A 21128-nucleotide genomic window follows, 5' to 3' on the forward strand; every position below is an offset into this window, starting at 1 on the left:
GACTAATTTCCGATTTTTTTCATGATCACTTTTTCGATCATATGCAGGATGGCGGTCATCAGGCTTGTGGCTACCAGGAACATGGGTACCAGTACCAGCAGCATAGGCAGGGTCAGGTCCACCACGGCAAAAAACGGCTGGAAGAAAACCAGCGCGATGATAAAAGCGGAGGTCATGACGGAAAATAACGCGGCATGCTTCAGATTGAACGGCATGCAGACTTTAAACAGGGTCATCAGGCCGGTGTATCCGGTAATGATCACGGCAAGCGTGGAGATTTGCTCCTGTGTAAAATTCAGGAAGCCGGAAAGAAGTACGAGCAGAACGATGTTCAGCGCCATTGTCAGCGCGCCCGGCAGCGCTTTTTTGATCACGTTGACAATAAACCTGCCCCGGATCCGCTCCCGGTTTGGTTCGAGCGCCAGGATAAACGACGGGTAGCCGATGGTCACGGCGTTGATCAGCGTAAACTGAATCGGCTGGAAAGGGTAGTCGCAGCTGCAGAAGATGAACAGCACCGCGATGATCGCGGAAAATATCGCCTTTACAAGAAACAGGGAGGCCGAGCGCTGCAGGTTGTTGATGGAGCGGCGCCCCTCGTTGACAATGCGGGGCATGCTTGCGAAATCCGAATCCAGAAGAACCACCTGCGAAACCGTTTTGGAAGCGTCACTGCCGGAGGCCATCGCGATGCTGCAGTCGCTTTCCTTTAAGGCGAGCACGTCGTTCACACCGTCGCCGGTCATGGCGACCGTGCGTCCCCGCTCTTTTAACGCTTTGATCAGGTCGAGCTTCTGCTGCGGCGTAACGCGCCCGAACACGGCGTATCTCGCCGACGCTTCTTTCAGCTCTTCATAGGTTTTCAGCGTGGTCGCGTCAATATAGCTGTCGGCCTTTCTCAGCCCGGCCTTCTTGGCGATATTGGCGACCGTGACCGCGTTATCGCCGGAAATCACTTTCAGATCGACGCCCTGGGAAGAAAAGTATTCCAGGGTCTTCTTTGCGTTCCTGCGGATTCTGTCGCTCAGGAGGATCAGCGCAAGGGGGGAGATGTCGGCGGGCAGTACGCCGCTGCCGTCCAGCGGGTGCCTGCTGTGGGCCAGAAGCAGCACGCGCTGCCCCCGGGAGGAATATTTTTCAACCTCCGGCCTGATCTGCTCAAAGCCGTCCTTCAGGACAAACTCGCCCGCGCCCACAAGAAAGCTGCCTGCTTCCTGAAAGCTCGCCCCGCTCCATTTTCGGGCGGAAGAAAACGCGACCGTATTTGTGCATTTCCACGCGGGGGACTTGCGGTCCAGCGTCTTCAAAGCGTTGGAGGTCGGATTGTCGTCATTGACCGCGCTCATCACCGCGGCGATCGCTTCCTCGACCTCCTGCCGGGAAATGTCGCAGAGGGGGACAACGGCGTCCACCTGCATGGTTCCCTCCGTAATGGTTCCCGTTTTGTCCAGACAGAGCGTATCCACGCGGGCGAGAGTCTCAATGGAATAGAGGTCCTGTACCAATGCTTTGTGGTGGGCCAGACGCAGCACGCTCACCGCCAGCACGACGCTGGTCAGAAGGACAAGCCCTTCCGGAATCATGCCGATCAGCGCGGCGACGGTGCTGACGACCGCGCGGTTGAAGGGTTGTCCCGAAATGTAGATTTGTTTGTAAAACAGCATAAGGCCGATCGGGATAATTGAAAACCCGATGTATTTGATGATTTTATTGATCCATGTCATGATTTCAGAATTCGGCTTTTTCAAATATTTGGCGCTTTGCGTAATTTTTGCCGCGTAATTTTCGGCTCCGATATGTTCGACCTTTGCAAGGCAGCTTCCGCTCCCGATAAAGCTTCCGCTCAGAAGATGGTCGCCGCTTTTTTTGACGATCAGATCGGCTTCGCCCGTAATCAGCGCCTCATTGACCTCGCATTCGCCGTCCGCGATCACACAGTCGGCGCAGACCTGATTTCCGGAGGAAAGCACCATCATGTCGTCCAGCACCAGCTCGCTGACGGGAAGGTCCTGCCTGACGCCGCCGCGCAGGACATGAGCTTTCGGCGCGGCGATCAGCTTCAGCCGGTCGATCGTCTTTTTTGCCTTGATTTCCTGAATGGTTCCGATCAGGATGTTCGAAAAAATGACGCCCATAAACAGCAGGTTCTTGTAGGAACCCACCATTAAAATCAAGCCCGCGAGAATTGCATTTAATATATTGAAGGGCGTGATCAGGTTGCCGTGAATAATTTGTCCGACCGTTTTGGTTTTTATTTCCTCTGTTCCGTTTATCAGACCCTGCCGGCGCCGCGCTTCCACTTCTTCTTCCGAAAGCCCGGAAATTTTGCTTGCATCCATCATGAATTTATCCCCGTCCGTGTATTAATCTTAATGAAATTCATTATACTATAGTCAGCCGCTTTTTTGTCATTGTAATAAATATTTGAAAAAAACTTCAAAATTTCGCAACAATTTCCGTCGAAATCACCAAATTGTGATTTGGCCAAGCGGGATATTCGATTGATAATTTACCTTGTTTCGTATTTGTATTATGAGTATAATTAAGCGGTATGAAATATCGTGGATGAATTGGGTCCACCGTTTAACAGTGTAGGAATATGTGAAGAAAGGGGTCTGGCCCTTATCAGCATGATAAACATTGATTTTCAGAAGACAAAGCTGCCTGTCCGGGATTTTGACAGTTTGCTCGTTTTGCTGCTGACAGTCTCTATTTTTACTCCCTTTTATTTCAGCGTTGCCGTAACCTGCGGGATCGCAGTGATGACGATGATGAACTGCAAAAAAAGGACGAAAGCTTTTTCGTCTCCGTACTCCAAATATCTGCTCGGCTTTTTAATCATTCCCTTTTTTGTGTCCGCCACCTATAACAATTACTGGGGCATGCTCTATGCCATTGTGATTCTGGCCGCCGCGACCTGTGCCTTTTATGTCAGAAGCGTCATGACGCGCCAGCTTTTCGATCAGGTCATGGATGTGTCCTGTATTGCGAGTATCTGGTGTGCGCTAATCGCGGTTTTTCAGAAGATCACCGCTTACGGCGCCGCGCCCCGGTACCGCCCGGTTTCCGCGTTTCACAACGCGAACTGCTACGGCATGATGATTGAATTTATTATCATTATTGCCATCTATCGGATTTTTACAAAGGCAAAGAACAAAAACTTTTATCTGGGCGTTATCGGCATCAATCTGGTCGGGCTTTATCTGTCGGCGAGCCTTTCGGCTTTCGTCGCCACCGCGTGCGCGATTATGACCGTCCTGCTTTACAAAAAGAGATACAGGCTGGCGGGCGGGCTGGTGCTGCTGGCCGTTGCTTTTCTTTCCGTCAGCCTTATTTTTCCGTCGATTTTCCCAAGGGGTCTTGAAGCGATCGACAGCACCTGCGGACAGCGGATTTCAATTTGGACAACCGCTATCAAGGGAATTGTACGCCATCCGTTTTTGGGAACGGGGGCACTGTCCTATCAGATGATCTGTGAGCAGCTGGGCGGGTACCAAACCTACCACTGCCATAATCTGCTGTTGGACACCCTGTTGAATTTCGGTTTTATCGGGTTCGGCGCAATCGGTTTTTATGTGGCTATGCAGCTGAAACTGCTGGCTCTGCGGTTTAAGAGCAATCTGGGCAGAGATATGAATATTCTTGTCCTTGCCGCCGTCGTTGCGGTCTTCGTACACGGCCTTACCGACGTTACGATTTTCTGGATTCAGACGGGAATGCTGTTCCTGCTGATGTTCTCGTCGACGGGCATCGGGTCGGAGTACCTCGAACACAAGCTGCGTCTGCCTTCGCTCATTCCGGACTACGCAGAGGACGTCAAAGCACAGCCTGCCTACCTGAAAAACTGATTTTTCGGTTTGGTCTTGACTTATCGGAGAAAAGAGACTATCATCTGCTTGTAGTAGAATAGTATGTGATAGCAATACGGTTTATTGTCCCCCTGCCTCACAAAATCCGGCAGGGGGATTTCTATGCTTGATTCATTCCTGAAAGAGAGGTGCAAAAAATGAAAAAGAATAAACTGCAGGCAAACGGAATCAGTGCGCAGGCCATTGCGCAAAAGCTGGCGGAGTACTCCAGAATGGAGAAGTACATGCTGCTCTCCGCCCTGAAAACGAGGGAAAAGGGACTGGACATTGTCGATGTGGAAATGTTTTCCGAAGAGTACAAAAGCAATGAGATTTCCCATGAAAAGCCAAAGCCGTGGTACGTACAGCTGCTCAAAGCCTTTGTCAACCCATTCACCCTTGTTCTGCTGATCATTGCCGCGATTTCCTTCCTGACGGAGGTGGTCCTTGCGAAGCCGGACGAAAAAAGCCCGGCGGCCGTGATCGTCATTCTTTTTCTGGTCCTGGTAAGCGGGGGGCTGCGCTTCTTTCAGGAATTCCGTTCCGGAAAGGAAGCGGAAGGGCTGAAATCCATGGTCAAGACGACCGCGACGGTGATCCGCCGTGAAAACGGGCGGGAGGAGATTCCTATGGCGGAGCTGCTGCCCGGCGATATTGTTGTGCTGTCCGGCGGCGACATGATTCCCGCGGATGTGCGGATTTTAAAGGCAAAGGATTTGTTCGTCAGCCAGTCGGCTCTTACCGGCGAAGCCGAACCGGTGGAGAAGTATCCGGAGCCGGATAAGACCACGGAGGGGCATAACCTGTTCGATCTGCGGAATATCTGCTTTATGGGTACCAACGTCATCAGCGGCGCCGCTACCGCCGTTGTGCTCGCCACCGGGGACTTTACCTATTTCGGCAATATGGCAAGGGAGCTTTCGGGCGACCGCGCCCCCACCAGCTTCGATAAGGGCGTCAACGCTGTCAGCTATCTTCTGATCCGCTTCATGCTGGTGATGGTGCCGGTCGTCTTCCTGATCAACGGCATCACGAAGCACGACTGGATCGAAGCGCTGCTGTTTGCCATTTCGGTCGCCATCGGCCTGACGCCGGAGATGCTGCCGATGATCGTGACCACCAACCTTGCCAAGGGCGCCGTCAGCATGTCGCGCCAGAAGACGGTGGTCAAGCACCTGAATTCCATCCAGAATTTCGGCGCGATGGATATCCTCTGCACCGATAAAACCGGTACGCTGACGCGTGACGAGATCATTATCGAGCGCCATCTGAACGTACAGGGGGAGGAGGACATCCGCGTCCTGAAGCACGCCTACCTGAACAGCTATTTCCAGACCGGGCTGAAAAATCTGATCGACCTGGCCGTTATTGAAAAGGCCGGGGAAGAGAGCGTCACTTATCTGAACAATGAATACACAAAGGTCGATGAGATTCCGTTCGACTTTTCCCGCCGCAGAATGAGCGTCGTGCTGAAAAATAGAACCGGAGAGGCGCAGGTGATCACCAAGGGCGCCGTGGAAGAGGTCATGGAGATCTGTTCCTTCTGCGAATACGACGGGAAGGTTGTCCCCCTGACCGGAGAGCTGCGCCGGCAGGTCGTGCGCATGACGGATGAGCTCAACGCACAGGGAATGAGAGTGATTGCGGTCGCGCAGAAAAAGAATCCGGCAGTGGAGGGCGTTTTCGGCGTCAAGGACGAAAGCGACATGACGCTGATGGGCTATCTCGGCCTTTTGGACCCGCCGAAGGAATCCGCCGCCACCGCCATACGGGCCCTGAAGGAGTTCGGGGTACAGGTCAAGGTGCTGACCGGCGACAATGAAGGGGTTACGCAGAAAATCTGCGGCGAGGTCGGCCTGCCGGTTGACAAAATCCTGCTCGGCTCCCAACTGGAGAAAATGAGCGAGGACGAACTCTTAAAGCAGGTGGAGGATACCACTGTTTTCGCGAAGCTTTCCCCCGTTCAGAAGGCGCGCGTTGTCAACGCGCTGCAGGAGCTGGGCCATACCGTCGGGTTTATGGGGGACGGCATCAACGACGCGCAGGCGCTGAGCAAGGCGGATGTCGGGATTTCCGTGGATACCGCGGTGGACATCGCCAAGGAAAGCGCCGACATCATCCTGCTGGAAAAAGACCTGATGGTGCTGGAGCACGGCGTGATCGAGGGAAGAAAAATATTCGGAAATATTATCAAATATATTAAGATGACGGCAAGCTCCAATTTCGGTAATATGCTTTCCATGCTGGTTGCCAGCGCATTCCTGCCGTTTCTGCCGATGATGCCGGTACAGATTCTGGTGCTGAACCTTCTGTACAACATTTCCCAGATTTCCATCCCGTGGGACAATATGGATGAGGATTACCTGCGCGTGCCGCGCAGATGGGAGGCTTCCAGCATCGGCAAATTCATGATCTTTATCGGGCCGGTCAGCTCCGTGTTCGATATCGCGACTTATTTGCTGATGTGGTTTGTGTTCGGCTGCAATACGGCCTCCAATCCGGCGCTGGTCGCGCTGTTCAACGCCGGCTGGTTTGTCGAAAGCCTGATTTCGCAGACGCTGATCGTCCACCTGATCCGCACGCCGAAGCTGCCGTTTATCCAGAGCCGCGCGGCTTCTCCCGTTGTCCTTCTGACGACGATGATTATGGCGATTGGCGTAGCGATCCCGTTCACGCCGCTCGGCGAATATCTTGGGCTGGCGGCTCTGCCGCTTCCCTATTTCGGCTGGCTGGCGGTGATTGTGCTGGGATATACCCTGCTTGCGCAGATCGTCAAGTCCCTCTATATCAGAAAAAATCATTCGTGGCTGTAACGCAAAGAAGGGCCTGAGTTTCCCGCTCAGGTCCTTCTTTCCGCTTATCTTACTTTTCTGATGTTGTACATGGAGTTCAGCACGATCCAGTTCTGGGGGAAGAAACTGTTGATGGTCCAGTAGCTGACACCTCCCAGATTGTATTGATCCACCAGCCTGAGCTTTGCCTGAATGCTTCGGGCGTCCTCGAACCAGACGACGTGCTGTTTTCCGTTTTCATAGTAATTGAAGAAGGGGGACTGTGCCTCCTCATCGAACATGATCTGCGCGCCCACTCTGGACGCCAGGCTGACGGCGCCGGGGTTGGTCAGCGAGCGGGCGGCGCTGCCCTGAACGAAGGGCAGCGTCCAGTCGTAGCCGTAATTGGGAATCCCCATCAGGATTTTTTTGCTGGGAATGACGGAGACGGCGTATTGCAGCACATTCTCCACCAGATTGACCGGGGCGACCGCGCGGGGCGGCCCGTAGGTGTAGCCCCATTCGTAGGTCATCAGGATAACGTGGTCCACAAGGGTGCCGTGCGTGGCATAGTCGTGCGCCTCGTACAGCAGCCCCGTCTGTCCCTCGCTGGTTTTCGGCGCGAGAGCGGTGGTAACGGTATAGCCCAGCGGATGCAGCCTGTCGACGACCTTTTTGATAAAGCTGTTATAGTTGTTTTTATCATTTGGAAAGATATATTCAAAATCAATATCCAGCCCGTAATACTGTTTTGCGTTCAGCGTCCTTACGATATTTTCCAAAAGGGTATTCTGAATATCCGGATTCGCCAGAATGGTATGGGCCAGATCACTGTTAAAGCTGGCTCCCTCCTGAATATTGGTAATGACCATCATGGGACCGACATTCTGATTCCACGCGGCCTGAATCAGCGGGGTGTCCTGTATGGGGGCCAGACTGCCGTCCGGACGGACCTGATAGCTGAAAATGCTGAGATAGGTGAGATGGGGCAGGGTGTTGTCAAGCGTAGTGGTGTTGATGTTTGGGAAAGCGTATCCGTTTACATCGATGGTTCCCAGCTTTTCGGTGGAAAGGGGAATCGTAATGACCTGGCCTGCCCTGATTCTGGAGGGGTCGGTGATGGAAGGATTCGCGCTCAGAATGCGGAACACCGTGGTGTCGTAGCGCCGGGCGATGGAATACAGCGATTCTCCGGAAGCCACGGTGTGGTCGACACTGTCCGCGTCCACCACAATCGCCTGCCCGATCATCAGCCGTTCCGTGTTTTCCAGACTGTTGTCGGCAATGATTTTCTGTATGGAAACGCCGTAACGTCTGGAGAGGGAATAGATGCTGTCCCCCTGCCGCACGATATGTATCACCAAATCCATCACACCTTTTCCTTATAAAAATGGCGGTAAGCGGCTGTCCTTTCTTTGCGCAGAACCGCTTTCTACCAGTATATGTGAGGAAATTCCGGCGTATTCCTGCCCAAAAAGAGCGCAGCGGTAAAACTAAAGCAATTCCATTTCAGTTTGCAAAACAAAACACGTTCCTCCCCCGCCGAAGGCGGGGGAGGAACGCAACCTTGTTACAGAATTAACGGGGAATGCTGTAGAAAAAAATCGATTGGGAAAAACAGGCTATTGACATTGACGTTACGGAAAGGTGTATGATCTTTTTGCAGGGAGAGGATTTCATGGAATACACGATTCAGAAGCTGGCGCGGCTGTCGGGTGTCAGCACACGTACGCTGCGGTACTATGATGAGATCAATATTCTCAAGCCGGCGAGGATCAACTCATCCGGATACCGTATCTACGGGCAGGATCAGGTCGACCGCCTGCAGCAGATCCTGTTTTACCGCGAGCTGGACGTCAGCCTGGAGGAAATAGGGAAGATCCTCAGCGCACCGGATTTTACCGTGAAGGACGCGCTGAGTTCCCACCGTGAGAAGCTCCTTGCCAAAAGGGCGCGGCTCGACGCGCTCATTGTCAATGTGGAAAAAACACTGGCTTATGCGAAAGGAGAGACAGATATGGCCGATCAGGAAAAATTTGAAGGCTTTAAGCAGAAGCTCGTTGACGAAAACGAACGGAAATACGGAGCGGAAATCCGTGAGAAGTACGGAGAAGAAGCGGTAGACAGAAGCAACCGGAAGCTGAAGAATATGACGCAGGAAGAGTACGACCGGGTTACCGCTCTGGGTGAGGAAATCATGCAGACGCTTCTCAGCGCCTACCGGACGGGGGACCCCGCCGGGGAGCTTGCGCAGCGGGCGGCGGACCTGCACCGTCAGTGGCTGACCTTCTATTGGGACAGCTACAGCAGGGAAGCACACGCCGGTGTTGCGCAGATGTATGTGGACGATCCGCGCTTCACTGCCTATTATGATAAGCACCAGCCGGGGCTGGCTGCGTTTCTGCGTGACGCGGTTCTCGTCTACACCGGTACAAAAAGCGAATAAGCATAAAAGGAAAGCGGCGGACAGGATTTTATCCTGTCCACCGCTTATCTGTATATAGAATTATCTGTACTGAAATTATTGGTTCCTCTCCAATACCCTGGCCCAGGTCGCGCCCTGTAAGAAGCTGCCCTCCACGTTATTTTCCATCTGCAGGAACATCGGATAGGGGACGGCAAAGGAGAGAAGATCCTTATCGATGTATTTTCTCGCAGAGATATCCGTCATACCAATAATCGCGCTGGGATGTTCCTTTTTTGCCTGGGCAAACGGCAGGATACACACGCTGTGGCATCCGGCGCCGAAGGGGGCGATCACGGTTTCCGTTTCTCCGGCTTCCCGGTCGTAGTTGGCCAGGACGATCAGCGCGGAAAGCTGGTCCGGATTTGCCAGGAATACAACATCTTCGGGCGTTTCGTTCCCGTCCATCTGTTCCAGCGGCTTAAACAGGACGTATTCGGTCGGGACGTCCGTCATAGGCAGGGAGTCGATGAACTTTTTTGCAAGCTCCGGGGTCTTATAATATCTTTCCCCTACGTCCAGCGGGGTGGAGGTATGAAAATTTTTAGCGGCTTCGCTGCGGGCAAACTCCTGATTGCCCGTCGAAAGGTAATACTCGATACCACCGGGAAATTTGGTGTATTGATTGCCGAAGCCAAGGCCGGTTCCCCCGCCCAGACAGCCGAATGTCTGACGGTCAAAAGCGGCGGTTCTCCCTTTCGCCGCGGACATCAGCATTGCCGCCACGCAGCCGTGACGGCCCTGTGCGAATTGCAAAGCGCCTTCCGGTTTGCTGTCGGAAAAAAGAACGGCTATGGGCGAGTAACGAAGGCTGACTGCGTTTGTAATTTTGCTCTCCATGGTTCTGCTCTCCTTTGTTCTTAATTGAGGTCGGCTTTCTCTTGTGCCCTTTTATTTCTTTTCTCTTTTAAACACAAAGATCATCATAGAACCCAGACCGCCGGCACATTGAAAGTTCACAAGCTCCCAGCCGTCTTTGCCGTACCGTTCCAGCACCGCATCGCTTTTCTTCTTTAAGCTTTTCACCGTGTCAAAGAGGCTGTTGAAAGTCACTGTTGTATATTCCCACATGTTAAACTCCTTAATAGTACGATAATCCGAATTGGCTGTAATGCCCATAATCGGACTGATTATATTTTGTAAATTATAAAAGACCCTTCAGACAAGATTCGTAAGTATATCTCAGACGATTCCGGGTGGAATCTCCATAGTTGATTGCTGCAGCCGGACAATGATGAAGACAGCGCAGGCAATTATCGCATTTCGGAAGCACCCAAAACGGCTTGTTTTCTTTCATTTCTATCGCATGAACCGGACAATTCTTCACACACAGCCCACAACGAATGCAAGAATGGTTCACAGTAAAGGGGGAAGTGCTTCGGGCTTTCTCATAATGAGTGTGAATGCCGGGCGTTAATCGGCGTATGAGCCAGTTGCTCCGATAAGGCTTTTGGGTCCCTTGAATAATCTTATGAAGAACTTCTTCTGCATGAATCAATTTCTTTTTCTGCGTCTCCAAGGATGGTATGTCATGCAATATCGAATAGTTTGTGACCATGACGAGGGAGTAGACGGTTGGTCTAGGAAGTCCTTTTTCCAGAAAAAGCTTTTCTATCACAGCGTCTCCTCCGCCCAAATACCCGCCGCATGTGACAATAACGACTATTTTACTGACGTTTATAAATTCATTTTTTCGGATGAATGTTTCCATCCGGTCTGAAATTCCCCAAAAACAATTAAATGTCGTCAGAAATAGAGGCTCCCCATCTTTTAAGTGAAATACGGCAGGCTCTTCAAAGTCACAAACATCCACCAGATCTCCTTGAAATGTTTCGTGCAGTTTTACAGCAACATGCTTTGAATTACCAGTTGAGCTGTAGTATATTACCATTGCAGCATGACCTTCTTTCTGTGACGGCTCCTGTCGATGCAGGAATCCTGTCTATTTGCATGTTATATAAACAGTGCGAATTCCCTATCGAGCTCATTTGTGAACTTCATTTCGATTTCGGAAAGGCTTTCAGATAGCCTGTTCTTCTTTCCTGTTTTTCGAAAACCATATTTGAAATAAAGGGAATACGCCTTTTGATTATTTTCCAATATCCAAAGAGTCGGCGCCCTCGGGCACTGCCGCACGGCATACAGCAGAAGCTTTGTACCGTATCCCTTGTGTTGTTCATCAGGCAGAACATACAAATTCTCAATCCTGTTTTCATGAACAGATACAATTCCAACAGGTTCGGGTTCCGCTAACAGATACACTTTTTTTCCGGCTTCTATTTCGGAACGCAGATATTTTTCCTGATGTTCAACGGTATGCTGTTCAATAAAGCTCATACTGCAAAAGCTTTTATGGGATTCTTTCCATGATTCTGAATGGATCTTTGCCGCTGACGCAAGGTTACTGTCATTCACTTCGATTATCATAAATACGTCTCCTAATCATGGGAAGGATTCATTATGCTCATAATTGGAAGAACAGTTTCTTTTCCATACATACGGATTCTGGCATATTGATATACTGACCATAATTTTTGATAACATGAAATCCGATCGAGGTATACATTCTTATTGCCTCTTTTAGTAAAAATCCTGTTTCTAATATCAACTTTGTATATCCCTTATTGAGTGCTCTCTCTTCAAGTGTATTCAATATAGACTTACCATAACCACGATTCCTGCAGCCCTTTTCTGTAAATACTCTTTTGATTTCTGCAGTGCCAGGTTCATATTCTTTAAATCCACCACATGCAACTGCTTTGCCATCTTCAATAATCAGAACAACGTCATGTATGTTTTCCAGTGTATTATATTGAATATACTGTTTTCTTTGCTTTTCCCCACCAACGACATCATTTAGATGTTCATCTAATTTATGGCACAAATCAACAAATCGTTCATCATCGCCATTTGTAAATATAATCTCCATTTATAAACTCCTCTCATAAAAATAATTAGACCGTATTTTTAATGAGTGTCAAAACAATTATACGAAGCTCAAACTTTCTGAGCTAACCAATTTGCTTATTTCGAGAAACGATGAAGATTACTCATTTTTTATTATTTAGTGAGTCTGAGTGTTTCCAGCCTTTTTGCTCGTTCAAACGCTTCAAATAAAAATTTATCCTCCGATAGATCCTCATAACCCCAATTCATGGCCTCAATTGCGGTCGGACCAGAATAACCAGTTTCGGTGATCTTTTTCATGGCCACAGACCAATCAATTGTACCGTCAAAGGGTAACCGGTGTGTGGCATCTCCGCAATTATCATGTAAATGTAGTGCCATCAACCGGGAACCATACATGGACAATAAGTCATCGCCCGGACAGTACCGGTAGTGATGTGCGCAGTCATAACAGAATCCGATACGCAGAGAATCTACCTGCTCTAGTATATATGCCAAAGTGGTAAAGTTCCATAAATTCTCCAGCGCAACATTGACGCCAAGTTGTTCCGCTTTTTCAGCGATTCTGTTAATTATATCCAGCACCAATGTGCTATTTGTATTGTCTTCGTCCGGCAGGTGTACCACCATTGTCGGGATCTCAAATTCGGCGCAATCTGCAACACATTGTAAATAGCAATCGGCTGCGGATTCCCCGTTCAGATTGTCAAGCCAAAGGTTCTCTTTGACTTGAAATGGCGTGTGGATATTTTCTATAAAAAGCCCCGCTTCTCGCGCAATTCTTGGACCGCTACGGTAATCATTCCGACCAAAGCCTTCACTCCACCACATTAATACACCATCAAACCCGGCTTGTTTTATTGAGCGGTAACGCTCCTGTATTGACATTTCATAGCCAAACCAATCATAAATAGTGATCATAATCCAAGTTCTCCTTCGCTTAGATAAAATAATCAGAATTTGTGCTCTTATTCTGGTTACCTGTAGCAATCAGATTTTGCTGAATCTGAGTTAATAGAGATTATTTTGTGCAACTGTGTTTCTGAAACAAGAGTCAACATGGTCATTCACAATACCTGTTGCCTGCATATGAGAGTAAATTGTAATTGAGCCCAGAAAGCGGAACCCTCTTTGCTTTAAATCTTTGCTGATTACATCTGACAAAGCTGAAGTTGCCGGTATTTGTGATATATTTTGGTAGCTATTCATAATTGGCTGTTGATTTACAAATTTCCAGATATAGCTGTTGAAGCTGCCAAACTCTTTTTGAATTTCTAAAAATTTACGTGCATTGTTGATTGAGGCTTCAATTTTTCTTCTATTCCTAATGATTCCTTGATTTGAGAGAAGCTCATCTATTTTTTTGTCATCATATGCTGCAACTTTTTCCGGTTCGAAATTATCGTAAGCGATTCGATAATTTTCTCTTTTTCTAAGTATGGTCAGCCAACTTAGCCCAGACTGCGCAGATTCTAGTACTAAAAATTCAAATTGCTTTCTATCATCGTAGACCGGAACTCCCCATTCTTCATCATGATATTTGATATATTGGTCATCTGATTTACACCAATCACATCGATTCATTAAATTACCCCTTTCATGACCTGATAACATACACAGTATCTATAATAACAGAACAAGCTGTTTATCATAAACATAAATGAAAAGCTCGAACGGGAGGGAAGACGACTCATTATGCTCATTAAATGCAGCTTATCATCGTGCTTTGGTTACAGGATTCATTACTGCAAGGGCGTGCTTTTTTGCTGATTCGGAAAGCTGCATTCGTTTACGAATGGACAGCCACCGCATTTAGGCTTCTTTTTGCAGTGCCTTTTCCCATGCTCCAAAATCAATATATGGTATTTGCCGAATAATACGGCGTCTTTCTCAAGCCCCTCGGTGAAATATGTCTGCAGCGGTTTGTATTCCAGTTTCACAGGGACGGACAGCCGCTCTGCCAGCCTTTTTATGTAAGCGTCGATTACAAATGTGGGGAAGTAAAAGACATAGAGCAGGACGGCATCTGCGGTTTCCTGCCCGATTCCCTTTATGGCAAGCAGTTCCTTTCTGATTTTGTCCTGCGGCTGTTGTTGAACCGTTTCCACGGAATATCCATATTGTTTATACCACGCGGTTATATTTTTCAAACAGACCGCCTTTGCAGTGTAAAACCCGCTGGGATAGATGTGCCTGATTAATTCATCCAGCGGCAGGGCTTCGATATATTCAGGGGTAAGCCTGTCACCAAAGTTTGCCAGCGACCGTTCAACATTTCCCCACGCCGTATTCTGGACCAAAACGGCTCCAACCATAATTTCATAGGAATTCCCCGGCCACCAACCGAGATCTCCATAGTGTTCCAGCAGCTTATTGTAAATCCAATTTGATTTGTTTGACATGGATTGTCCTCTTGATTCAATAGATCACTTAAGATCACTTATAAATCAGGCTTTCAATTTGCTTCTCTGTCTTAAAGAACGGAAATGTCACTTTCTTTCTTTATCCATAAACACTCTTGAACCCGTAGCACCTTTTTGCCCCTGGTATTTCCCCTGATAGGGCTTGAGGGCGATATCGTCCATTTGGGCAAATACAAGCTGTCCCACTCTCCAGCCGGATTGCAGTTCTATCGCACAGCGGTTCGCATTAAATAATTCAAGGGTGATTTCTCCTTCAAATCCAGGGTCCACCCATCCGGCGTTCTGAATAAACAAGCCCAATCTTCCAAGGGAGCTTCTTCCCTCAACAAACGCGGTCAGATTATCGGGCATTACAAAATACTCCAATGTAGTGGCAAGGACAAACTGCCCGGGGAGGAGAAGATACTTATCCGTTTGAATGGTTTTATATCTGATCTCATTTTGTAAGGTAATGATTCCGTCGGGTGAGTCCTCCACAATACTGAATGTGTTTCCAAGACGGATATCTACGCTTGCGGGCTGTATTTGCTCTTCTCCGATCGGTTCTATCAACAATGTTTTGTCGTTTAACATTTTAATAATGGTTCTGTCCGATAAAATCATAGTGGAATCCATCCTTTGCATTTTATGAATAATATATTTATTACAGCTTACAGCATTTCCAGTTAATTCTGCAACAAGGTTGCGTTCCTCCCCCGCCGAAGGCGGGGGAGGAACGTGTTTTGTCTTGCAAACTGAAATGGAATTGCTATCAGTATTATATCAGCTAAAATCTGTAAACGCAAAAGAACTTAAAGCACGGAGTTTGAGTTTTAAAAGCAAAAATGCGCACATATGATAGGATTGATTATAAATGTGATGGTAGGGATAGCCATATGAGACATATTGATATAAAAAAGCTTCTGAAAAGCGGGCTTGCGATAAATATTGCCATTTTGGCGGCTTCCATTGCATTGATCTATTCATTGATTTCACTGTACTTCTGCAGTCATTTCTTTTTTAATACGGAGATAAATGGGGCGAATGTCTCGTTAAAAGCGCACAGTACTGCGGCTCAGGCGATAAAAGAGTATATGAAGGGCTACGAACTGCAGTTAACGGAAAGAAATGGGGAAGCAGAGGAGATAGCAGGACACGATATCGGTTTGCAGTATAATGAAAAAGCCGGGATTTCCGGAATTTATTCTCTGCAAAGACCGTTTCAATGGATGGGCTCGTTATTCGAAGGTAAAAAATATACGATCAGCGATCTATATGTTTACAATCAGGACCTTTTAAAAAATAAAATTGACCAATTAAATTGTTTAAACAGGACTGCCGCGGAACCGCAAAATGTCAATTTCAAGTATTCCAGCGGGTTATACGAAGCGGTTAAAGAAGTATACGGAAATACAATCATTCGGGATCAATTGAACAAAGCCGTAAAAGCGAGTATTGAAAAGGGAGAAACAAGTTTAAATTTAGAGGAAGAGCATTGCTACAAAGAACCAAAGTATACCTTGAGCTCTTATAAAACCCACATAGTCGAGAACCTGCTGAACAGGTATGTATCCGCAAATATTACTTATCAGTTCGACGATAAAAAGGAAACAGTAAATGGGGATGCCATCCATAAATGGCTTACTGTCAGTGAAGATTTAGAAGTTGTAATCAATAAAACCGCAGTTCAAAAATATATAAACGAATTGGGCAGAAAATACGATACGGTAGGAGTGGCAAGAAACTTCAAAACATCTGTGGGGAAAACCGTTACGGTGAAAGGCGGTCTTTACGGATGGAAAATCGACCGGGATGCCGAAGCGGAAGCGCTGTTGGAAAATATAACACGCGGTGAGGTAGTGGAAAAAGAACCCGTCTATATCCAGAAGGCTTTATTCAGAGGGGAAGATGAAATCGGCAATACCTATTTGGAAATCAACATCACAAAACAGCATGTATGGTTTTATTTGGACGGAAAGCTTCTGGCCAACGGTTCCGTGGTAACCGGCAACCCCAATCGGGGATGGTCCACTGTAACCGGGGTTTACATGCTCAATTACAAACAGGAAGGCGCCGTTTTAAGCGGCCAGGGATATGAAGCCAACGTCACTTACTGGATGCCTTTTTTCGGAAATACAGGATTACACGACGCCAGCTGGAGATATTCCTTTGGAGGAGAGATCTATAAAAGGAACGGGACACACGGGTGCATCAATGCCCCGTTCTATCTGGCGAAAACGATTTTTGAAAACATAGAAGTAGGGACCCCCATCATTAGTTATGAAGAAGGATAAAGCGGTTTCCTTATTTATCCAGATATCGTTGAACTACGTGGCTGGCGTCACAAAACGGTTTATTTTCCGATTTCCCGCAGCGGCAAAGCGCAACCCGGTTTCTGGTTTCGTACATGGTTCCATCGGCTGATTCAATCGGGATACTGCCTTTGACAAATATGCCCGCGCTGACGCCTTTTCCAGGGTCCTGCACGATATCGATCGACGGTTCGCTGACGGGTTCATGCTCTGTCCCATCTTTATCAACAGCCGTCAGCCGCCCCGCAGGGCAGTCGCAAGCCGCCTGAATAGCTTCCGCTCGGTTATCCTCTGTGTCGGAGTTTTCGGCCAGGTCCCAGGCGTTCCCGTTTTTTCTGTGGCAGAAGCGCGCAAAGGCACATCGGCCGTCGTCAAGAAGGTCAATGCCGGAGCCTTCCGTCAGCTCGGCTCTCTTGTGGTATTCGCTCTTGGAGGCTGTTTCCTCCCCGCAAAAACCGGTTTTCAGATGTGTCCCGTCGCAGAACGGCGCGGTTTTCGATTTTCCGCAGCGGCAAAGCGCGTAGCTTTCAGACTGCGGGAGCTCCCGCCCCTCGTTCAATTCATATTCTCTGCCTTTTTGGACGATGATTTTTTCATGAATCGGTACCTTTCCTGAAACGATATACGGACCGTCTTTTGTGATCTTTATTTTTTGCCCGATGTTTTCTTTGTCCATGTTAATCCCGCCTTTTTTGTTTTTTAACCGCTGCCTTGATCTTTTAACACAACCTACAGGGCTTTGAACCTTTCTGGTTCAGATCCCTGTTCTTTTTTATTTTTTCTCGGACTCTTGAAACCTCGGAAAATGCGGCGCTAGCCCGCAGTCCAGCACAAAACTCGTTTGCAGGAAGCGAAATAAACCTATATTGCTGCCAATACGCAGATTATCGTACAAAAACATCACCGTTTTTCAGTCCGAACTCATTGTAATCGCCGCTTATCAGCTGTAAAGAGTTATTGTTGGTACGTTTAAACTTCAATTCATCGGACAGCCAGTTATGACCGGTAGCATCGTAGCACTTCAGTTCAAGTTTGACGGTATCTTCGCTGCCGACAAAAGTATAAAGGTCTCCCTTATACCCGCTCCAAAAGGTCTGAACATATTTTTGACCGTTTATTGTTCGTACTACATTGTCATTGTTCAAAGGATATTTCCATTCGTCTAACAGACAATAAGATTCCACAGAAATCGTTGCGTGAGAATCCTGCCCCGCGGAAAACCTGCATACAAAAGCAGAGGAGCCGTCATACTTTTGCCTGCTCGCCTCCGTGTTAAAGAATGTCCATTCCTTTTGGCCGTATAGCGAATCCCAGTTTTTTGCTTTGTCCATGGGAACCGGCTCGCTGTGCGGCGCGGGCTTTGACGAAGCGGCAGGCTTTACTGCTGAGGAAGTGGATTTTTTACTTGCAGAGGAACGGCTCGCTTCTTCGGTCTTTGATGCGCTTTGGGAACTGCTTTGCGAGGAAGTGTTTTGTGAGGAACTGTACAGCTTTTTATTTTCCTGGACTTGCTCTGATGATACAACGACCTGTTGGTTTTCTTTCAGCACAATGTTTCCGCTGCTGTCGACGGCTAATATGTCATTGGTCATGACCTTTCCGGTTTTGGGGTCTAAGATATTGCCATGATCGTCCACCGTATAAGATTGATAATCAGAATAATCCGCAGAACTTGACACGGGCTGCGATATCGTCCGGGACGAGCCGGAATCATTTGTGCTTGGATTCTGTTTGCTGCACCCGCACAAGCTGAATAATATACCCAAAGCCAGAACAAAAGTGAAAATTTTACGCATGAATAAGTTCCTCCCCTTGCGGCTCGAAAGCCAGTACCGGTCAGCCCCTTGATCCGCTCAATCACGTCGGGGCCGAATCTAATCTCATTTTATCATATAAAAAAAGAAGTCAATTCTTTTGCAGAAATCGGCTTGTTTTGATAAAAATTTTGGCGGAGATGAAGAGGATCGAGCTCACGACCTGCTCATACTGCATTTTTTGTTAATATAACAGAAGATGCTGGAGTGAAAATGTGATAATGGAAGGCATTGTGGTTTAGCGCTATTACACCTTCATAGGTATAAATTAAAAAAATATTATAAAATTCACTTGACTTGGAGTTGACTCCAGGTGATAGGCTTATGGACAGAGGTAAAACGCAGCCTTGCCATTCGGGGGAGTGATGCCGGTCACGCGGACCCTCCATTGGAAAGATGGATTTGAGAAGCCGGGCTGTAAGTATGCGGCGGCTTTTGAAGGAGAAAAGCAATATGGCGATTACAGACAAAGCAAAGCAGTATCACGAAGAAATGTTTCCGGGATATGCCTCGGAATTTTTGAAAACAGACCCGGAATTTATCGAACGGTTCGACAATTTTGCCTTTGACGAGGTAGTCAATCACGACGATCTGGACGGCCGTACCCGCTTTCTGGCAATTCTGGCGGCGCTCATCGGCTGTCAGGGCATCGAGGAATTCCGCGCCATGATTCCAGCCGCGCTGCATTTCGGTATGACGCCGGTGGAGATGAAAGAAATCGTTTATCAGGCGGTGGACTACTGCGGCATCGGCAGAGTATTTCCGTTTCTGAAAGCAGTCAACGAGGTACTGAAAGCGAACGGCGTTCCATTGCCGCTCCCTCCGCAGGCTACCACCACCACTGAAAACCGGCTGGAAGCAGGCATTCAGGCGCAGGTGGACATTTTCGGTGACAGAATGCGTGAATTCTACAAGTCCGGCCCGGAGGAAAGCCGCCACATCAATCGCTGGCTGGCGGAGAACTGCTTTGGAGACTATTACACCCGCAAAGGGCTGGATTTAAAACAGCGTGAAATGATCACCTTTTGCTTTCTGGCGGCACAGGGTGGTTGTGAGCCTCAGCTTACAAGCCACGCGGCGGCAAATCTGCGGCTTGGCAACAACAAGGCATTTCTGATCAAAATCGTGTCCCAGTGTCTGCCGTACATTGGCTACCCGCGCAGTCTGAACGCGCTTCGGTGTGTAAACGATGCTGCCGGAAACATCAATAAAGACGAAATCCAGCAATCAGCGGCGCATTCGGGACATTTTTGATTTCGCGCTGACCGAAGAGGTGCAGAAAATCAGGAATATCGACAACGACATCCGCTTATTCAATATGAGCCTTTCAGAACAGGAAGCCCCGTCTCGGACAGTCTGTTCCCGCCGGCTGATAAGTAAAAAATTTAAATTAAAGGAGAAAACACAATGAACAACTTTATTTATGATATCTCCACGAAGGTTTATTTCGGAGAAAATCAACTTTCCAATCTCGGGCCGGAGCTTTCCCGCTTCGGCAAGCGCGTGCTGCTGACCTATGGCGGCGGCTCCATCAAAAAGACGGGGCTGTATGACAAGGTTGTAGCGGAAATCAAGGCCGCCGGTCTGGAACTGTTCGAACTCGGCGGCATTGCCCCGAACCCGCATATCAATTCCGTGCGGGAAGGCGCGGAAATCTGTAAGAAAGAGAAAATTGATATCCTTCTTGCTGTGGGCGGCGGTTCCACGCTGGACGCGACAAAGTATATGGCGGCGGGTGCCTGCGTGGATTTCGATCCATGGAAGTTCTTGAGTGAATGGGCGCCGATTGAAAAGGCGCTGCCGGTCGTCACCATTCTCACACTTGCAGCCACCGGTTCGGAGATGGACTGCGGCGGCGTAATCAGCAACCCGGAAACGCATGATAAAATTGGCCGGCTGGCTCCGCCCGTGCTTCCCAAAGTTTCATTTCTTGATCCCACCAACACCTACACAGTCAGCGCATACCAGACGGCCTGCGGCGCGGCAGATATGATGTCACATATCATAGAAGTCTATTTCAACATGAACCAGGATTTACAGATGCTGGACGGCATTATGGAAACGCTGATGAAAACCATCATCAAGTACGCTCCCATTGCCATGAAGCAGCCAGACGATTACGAGGCCCGCGCCAATCTGATGTGGACGAGTTCCTGGGCAATCAACGGCTTTGTGAACGGAGGCAAGCGTCAGGCATGGAGCTGCCATCCCATGGAGCATGAGCTTTCCGCCATCTACGATATCACCCACGGTCTCGGCCTTGCCATTCTTACCCCACGCTGGATGGAATATACGCTGGACGAAACCACCGTATCGAAATTCTACCAGTTCGGCGTAAACGTGTTCGGTATCGACGCTTCCCTGCCGCAGATGGATGTGGCAAAGAAGAGCATTGCGCTTTTGAGCGATTTCTTCTTTAACACGCTTGGTCTGAAAAGCAGCTTCCGCGAAATCGGTATCGACGATAAAAACTTTGCGGTCATGGCAAAGAAAGCATGCGGAGACAGCACTTTGTCCGGGTTCCAGCCGCTGAACCAGAATGATATTGAGAATATCTTCAAAATGTGTCTGTAAGAAGAATGCAGGAGTAAAAATACAACAAAAATGGAA

General features: G+C 48.5%; 19 protein-coding genes. 6 read left to right on the top strand and 13 right to left on the bottom strand.

Annotated elements, in window-relative coordinates; genetic code table 11:
- Positions 1–2 precede the first annotated feature (2 nt).
- Positions 3–2342, bottom strand: coding sequence for a cation-translocating P-type ATPase (locus LY85_RS18835; RefSeq protein WP_141827874.1), 2340 nt, complete (start codon positions 2340–2342; stop codon positions 3–5).
- Positions 2343–2630: 288 nt separating this feature from the next.
- Between LY85_RS18835 and LY85_RS18840 the strand changes: the two genes are divergently transcribed.
- Positions 2631–3848: an O-antigen ligase family protein gene (locus LY85_RS18840; RefSeq protein ID WP_141827875.1), complete on the top strand. Its 1218-nt coding sequence runs from the start codon at positions 2631–2633 to the stop codon at positions 3846–3848.
- 158 nt (positions 3849–4006) lie between these two features.
- Positions 4007–6661, top strand: a complete 2655-nt coding sequence (gene mgtA / locus LY85_RS18845) for a magnesium-translocating P-type ATPase (protein ID WP_141827876.1) — start codon at positions 4007–4009, stop codon at positions 6659–6661.
- Between the two features lie 44 nt (positions 6662–6705).
- On the opposite strand, the gene LY85_RS18850 is transcribed toward mgtA, so the two are convergent.
- On the bottom strand, positions 6706–7983 hold the full coding sequence (locus LY85_RS18850) for a glycosyl hydrolase family 18 protein (protein WP_141828212.1): 1278 nt from the start codon (positions 7981–7983) through the stop codon (positions 6706–6708).
- A gap of 314 nt (positions 7984–8297) precedes the next feature.
- On the opposite strand from LY85_RS18850, the gene LY85_RS18855 reads away from it, so the two are divergent.
- The gene (locus tag LY85_RS18855) at positions 8298–9065 is read left to right on the top strand and encodes a MerR family transcriptional regulator (RefSeq protein WP_141827877.1); all 768 of its coding nucleotides are present in this window, start codon (positions 8298–8300) and stop codon (positions 9063–9065) included.
- A gap of 75 nt (positions 9066–9140) precedes the next feature.
- Here LY85_RS18855 and LY85_RS18860 read toward each other — a convergent pair whose 3' ends face one another.
- From LY85_RS18860 to dcd, 9 genes are all read right to left on the bottom strand, one after another.
- Positions 9141–9923 (bottom strand): DUF169 domain-containing protein, encoded by a 783-nt coding sequence (locus tag LY85_RS18860; protein WP_141827878.1) that lies wholly within the window; start codon positions 9921–9923, stop codon positions 9141–9143.
- Positions 9924–9974: 51 nt separating this feature from the next.
- Positions 9975–10154 carry a DUF4177 domain-containing protein gene (locus tag LY85_RS18865; protein WP_185741292.1) on the bottom strand — a complete coding sequence of 60 codons (180 nt, stop codon included), beginning with the start codon at positions 10152–10154 and terminating at the stop codon, positions 9975–9977.
- 73 nt (positions 10155–10227) lie between these two features.
- Positions 10228–10974, bottom strand: coding sequence for an EFR1 family ferrodoxin (locus tag LY85_RS18870; protein WP_141827880.1), 747 nt, complete (start codon positions 10972–10974; stop codon positions 10228–10230).
- Positions 10975–11036: 62 nt separating this feature from the next.
- On the bottom strand, positions 11037–11510 hold the full coding sequence (locus LY85_RS18875) for a GNAT family N-acetyltransferase (RefSeq protein WP_141827881.1): 474 nt from the start codon (positions 11508–11510) through the stop codon (positions 11037–11039).
- 37 nt (positions 11511–11547) lie between these two features.
- Positions 11548–12012 carry a GNAT family N-acetyltransferase gene (locus LY85_RS18880; RefSeq protein ID WP_141827882.1) on the bottom strand — a complete coding sequence of 155 codons (465 nt, stop codon included), beginning with the start codon at positions 12010–12012 and terminating at the stop codon, positions 11548–11550.
- A 131-nt stretch (positions 12013–12143) separates the two neighbouring features.
- The gene (locus LY85_RS18885; RefSeq protein WP_141827883.1) at positions 12144–12911 is read right to left on the bottom strand and encodes a sugar phosphate isomerase/epimerase family protein; all 768 of its coding nucleotides are present in this window, start codon (positions 12909–12911) and stop codon (positions 12144–12146) included.
- Positions 12912–13001: 90 nt separating this feature from the next.
- Complete coding sequence (locus tag LY85_RS18890) at positions 13002–13574, bottom strand: DNA-3-methyladenine glycosylase I (protein WP_141827884.1); 573 nt, start codon at positions 13572–13574, stop codon at positions 13002–13004.
- A 158-nt stretch (positions 13575–13732) separates the two neighbouring features.
- Positions 13733–14392: an endonuclease gene (locus LY85_RS18895; RefSeq protein WP_141827885.1), complete on the bottom strand. Its 660-nt coding sequence runs from the start codon at positions 14390–14392 to the stop codon at positions 13733–13735.
- 87 nt (positions 14393–14479) lie between these two features.
- Positions 14480–15016 carry a dCTP deaminase gene (dcd, locus tag LY85_RS18900; RefSeq protein WP_038323652.1) on the bottom strand — a complete coding sequence of 179 codons (537 nt, stop codon included), beginning with the start codon at positions 15014–15016 and terminating at the stop codon, positions 14480–14482.
- A gap of 221 nt (positions 15017–15237) precedes the next feature.
- Between dcd and LY85_RS18905 the strand changes: the two genes are divergently transcribed.
- Positions 15238–16686 carry a peptidoglycan binding domain-containing protein gene (locus LY85_RS18905; RefSeq protein ID WP_243122623.1) on the top strand — a complete coding sequence of 483 codons (1449 nt, stop codon included), beginning with the start codon at positions 15238–15240 and terminating at the stop codon, positions 16684–16686.
- Between the two features lie 10 nt (positions 16687–16696).
- On the opposite strand, the gene LY85_RS18910 is transcribed toward LY85_RS18905, so the two are convergent.
- Both LY85_RS18910 and LY85_RS18915 read right to left on the bottom strand, forming a co-directional pair.
- The gene (locus tag LY85_RS18910) at positions 16697–17380 is read right to left on the bottom strand and encodes a CDGSH iron-sulfur domain-containing protein (RefSeq protein ID WP_141827886.1); all 684 of its coding nucleotides are present in this window, start codon (positions 17378–17380) and stop codon (positions 16697–16699) included.
- A 208-nt stretch (positions 17381–17588) separates the two neighbouring features.
- The gene (locus LY85_RS18915; protein WP_141827887.1) at positions 17589–18254 is read right to left on the bottom strand and encodes a hypothetical protein; all 666 of its coding nucleotides are present in this window, start codon (positions 18252–18254) and stop codon (positions 17589–17591) included.
- Positions 18255–18971: 717 nt separating this feature from the next.
- On the opposite strand from LY85_RS18915, the gene LY85_RS18920 reads away from it, so the two are divergent.
- Positions 18972–19772, top strand: a complete 801-nt coding sequence (locus tag LY85_RS18920; protein WP_141827888.1) for a carboxymuconolactone decarboxylase family protein — start codon at positions 18972–18974, stop codon at positions 19770–19772.
- 153 nt (positions 19773–19925) lie between these two features.
- Positions 19926–21092 carry an iron-containing alcohol dehydrogenase gene (locus LY85_RS18925; protein WP_141827889.1) on the top strand — a complete coding sequence of 389 codons (1167 nt, stop codon included), beginning with the start codon at positions 19926–19928 and terminating at the stop codon, positions 21090–21092.
- Positions 21093–21128: the final 36 nt, after the last annotated feature.

It is taken from the genome of Clostridium sp. KNHs216, assembly GCF_006714885.1.
In the GTDB taxonomy this organism is placed as follows: Bacteria; Bacillota; Clostridia; order Oscillospirales; family Acutalibacteraceae; genus Caproiciproducens.